This is a genomic window from Mesorhizobium sp. M1E.F.Ca.ET.063.01.1.1, assembly GCF_003998155.1.
In the GTDB taxonomy this organism is placed as follows: Bacteria; Pseudomonadota; Alphaproteobacteria; order Rhizobiales; family Rhizobiaceae; genus Mesorhizobium.
The window spans coordinates 1-3,227 of record NZ_RZSC01000669.1 but is presented as its reverse complement, the minus strand read 5'-3'; the positions used below and the strand labels follow the sequence as shown (position 1 = coordinate 3,227).

The window sequence follows — 3,227 nt, the reverse complement described above, 5'->3', positions numbered from 1 at the left end:
GTCTATCCTTCGCGGTAATTGTGGAGGGTGGACCGCACGTCTTCCCACGAGGGGCAGGGCAATCGCACATGGCGCTCCCCCACTCCGTCTCGGCTTCGCCGAGCCACCTCTCCCCCATGTTCATGGGAGAGGTGGCCGCGCAGCGGCCGGAGTGGGGGACTGTCGCCGCCATATGCGATTGTCCCGCCCCCAGGAGACATCGGCAATTCTACCGCACGGGTGCCAGCAGCGCGAAATGCGCGCCCTGCGAGTCCTGGCACTGGACGACCCACTGCGCGCTGGGCACTTCCATCGGCCCCATCAGGACCTTGCCGCCATTGTCGGTGACGCGCTTGGCGGCGGCATCGATGGCGTCGACGTTGAAATAGAACTGCCAGACCGGGACCGGGATCTGCGGCGGCTTGTTCATCATGCCGCCGCCGGACTCAGGTCCGGCGCCGAACGTCTGGTAGATGCCCATCTCGCCCATGTCGAACTGACCGGCGCTCTCCCAGCCGAACTGGCTTGAATAGAAGTCGAACGCCGCCTTCCTGTCCGAGGTGTAAAGCTCGTGCCAGCCGACATGGCCAAGCGTGGTGGCCGGCACCGGCGGCTGGGCAGGCTGGTTGGGCTGCAGGAACATGAAGGTCGCGCCCTGCGGGTCGGCAACGACGGCGAAGCGGCCGACGCCAGGGATGTCGTCCGGTGCGCGGTGGACGGAGCCGCCCGCATCCTGCAGCGCCTTCGTCGAGGCGTCGACGTCCTTGGTATAGATATAGCCCAGCCAGGTCGGCGGCATGCCCATCTTGGCGGCGTCTTCCGGCATCGTCATCAGCCCGCCGACGCCGCGCATGCTGGAGTTCATAACGATGTAGCGGGGCATGCCCGGCGCCTTGTCGAAGGGCTCGGCCCTCCAGCCGACGACGGCGGTGTAGAAGGCCTCGGCGGCATCGAGGTCGGTGGTCATCAGTTCGTACCAGAAGAAGGGTTTTGGGGGATTCGGCATGGTCGGTCTCCTCACCGGTTCAGGCAGCGATCGCGCTTCGATCCATCCTAGGACGATCTCGGCGACAGAAATCCGACATCTGGACCAGAAATCGAGGACGGCAAGGCGCCAATGCATGTCGCCCAAAAGTGCACAGCGGCTTTGGGAGCACGACATGCATCAAACAAATGCATGTCGCCCAAAAATGCGCAGCGGTTTTGGGAGCACGACATGCATCGAACAAATGCATATCGCCCGAAAGTGCGCAGCGGTTTTGGGAGAACGACATGCATCGAACAAAGACCTAAAGCTCGTCGCCTGAATCCGTTCTGCGCGACGCGCTTTAGAGCCCGCGATCTTGCGCGTCCGGCGGTTTTCGACTTTGCTGAAGTCAAAGAGGGGCCCTGTTTCCATTGCGTCGAATGTCGCTCACGCCCGAGCTTGTCGCTCTGTGCCACCGGGAGGAGATCGATCCCGGCCCGAGCGGGGAATGGACACAGTTGAACGACGACGATTTCCGCGCGCTTGCCTTGCGCCTGTCGGGCGAAGCGGACGCGGGGCCGCTCTGGGTGTTCGCCTATGGCTCGCTGATCTGGAAGCCGGCCTTCGAATCGGTCGAGCAGCGGCGCGCCTCGGCCTATGGCTGGCATCGCTCCTTCTGCCTGGACCTGGTGCGCTGGAGGGGCAGCGCCGCGCAGCCTGGCCTGATGATGGCGCTGGAACGGGGCGGGCGCTGCGAAGGCGTCATTTATCGTCTGCCCGAGGGCGAGAAGCCGGCCCAGATCGAAAGATTGCTGCGGCGTGAGATCGACGATCACGAGGCCGTCAGCTCGGTCAGATGGGTCCCGGTACGCACGGCGCAAGGATCGTTGCGGGCGCTGGGCTTCTGGGTCGGCGTGACCGGCAGGGGCACATCTCTCGGGCAGCCGCTGGAGAAGGTGGCATGGGTGCTAGCGCGCGCGTGCGGCCATGTCGGTTCCGGCGCAGAGTATCTCCACAACACCGTCAGTCATCTGGAAGCGTTCGGCATCCGTGACCGCAATCTGTGGCGGCTGCAGGAACTGGTCGCCGATGAGATCAGGTCGATCCATGGCCACAGGATCGCAAGCAGCGAGCCGTCGGAGACAGCAGTTGCCGCTATAATATGACAACAACTGTCAAGTTTTTATCTAGCCATTACAGCGACTTGGCTGAAAATTGACCAATTGATAAAAAAACAAAACGTGCTAGCCTTCCCCAAAACGAAAACAAAGGGAACTGGAATGGCGACTGGTCATTTCATCGAAGGCATTGCCGGCGGCCGGCTGTCTTCCGAGCAATATGCCGACAATTTTTCCGACCTGCATCCGCCGCTCGATCACCACGAGGCGCTGGTCGAGGCCGATCGCTGCTATTTCTGCTACGACGCGCCGTGCATGAATGCATGCCCGACCTCGATCGACATTCCGATGTTCATCCGGCAGATCGCGACCGGCAATCCGCTGGGCTCGGCCAAGACGATTTTCGATCAGAACATCCTTGGCGGCATGTGCGCTCGCGTCTGCCCGACAGAGACGCTGTGCGAAGAGGTCTGCGTGCGCGAGGTCGCGGAAGGCAAGCCGGTGCAGATCGGCCGGCTGCAGCGCTACGCGACCGACGTCGCGATGGACGAGGACAAGCAGTTCTACAAGCGCGCCGAGCCGACCGGAAAGACGGTCGCGGTGGTCGGCGCCGGGCCTTCGGGTCTAGCGGCGGCGCACCGCCTTGCCCGCCATGGCCATGACGTCACCATCCTCGAGGTGCGGCCGAAGGCCGGCGGCCTCAACGAATACGGCATCGCCGCCTATAAGAGCGTCGACGATTTCGCCCAGGCCGAGGTCGACTATGTCACCTCGATCGGCGGCATCGACATCCAGAACGGCAAGGCGCTCGGCCGCGACTTCCAGCTCTCGGACCTGATCCGCAACTATGACGCCGTGTTCCTCGGCATCGGGCTTGGCGGCGTCAACGCGCTCAGCGCCGAAGGTGAGGATGCCGACGGTGTCGCCAACGCCGTCGAGTTCATCGCGGAACTCAGGCAAGCGAGCGATCTTTCCAGCCTGCCGGTCGGGCGGCGGGTTGTCGTCATCGGCGGCGGCATGACGGCGATCGATGCCGCGGTGCAGTCGAAGCTGCTCGGCGCCGAGGAGGTGATGATCTGCTGCCGGCGGGGACAGGAGCATATGAACGCCTCCGGCTTCGAGCAGGACCTGGCCGCCGCCAACGGCGTCACCATCCGCCACTG

General features: G+C 63.7%; 3 protein-coding genes. 2 read left to right on the top strand and 1 reads right to left on the bottom strand.

The window, feature by feature from the left end:
• Nucleotides 1-208: 208 nt before the first annotated feature.
• On the bottom strand, nt 209-985 hold the full coding sequence (locus tag EOA29_RS30285; RefSeq protein ID WP_126093026.1) for a VOC family protein: 777 nt from the start codon (nt 983-985) through the stop codon (nt 209-211).
• Between the two features lie 392 nt (nt 986-1,377).
• Here EOA29_RS30285 and EOA29_RS30280 point away from each other — a divergent pair, with 392 nt between their 5' ends.
• Both EOA29_RS30280 and EOA29_RS30275 read left to right on the top strand, forming a co-directional pair.
• A complete protein-coding gene (locus tag EOA29_RS30280) occupies nt 1,378-2,112 on the top strand; it encodes a gamma-glutamylcyclotransferase (protein WP_126093027.1) in 735 nt (244 codons plus the stop codon).
• 114 nt (nt 2,113-2,226) lie between these two features.
• Nucleotides 2,227-3,227: NAD(P)-dependent oxidoreductase (locus EOA29_RS30275; RefSeq protein WP_145969874.1), on the top strand; the 1,001-nt coding region annotated here is incomplete at its 3' end.

What these genes read in the sequence shown, in the direction of transcription:
- EOA29_RS30285 (WP_126093026.1), bottom strand. Translation starts at nt 985, where the DNA reads ATGCCGAATCCCCCAAAACCCTTCTTCTGGTACGAACTGATGACCACC.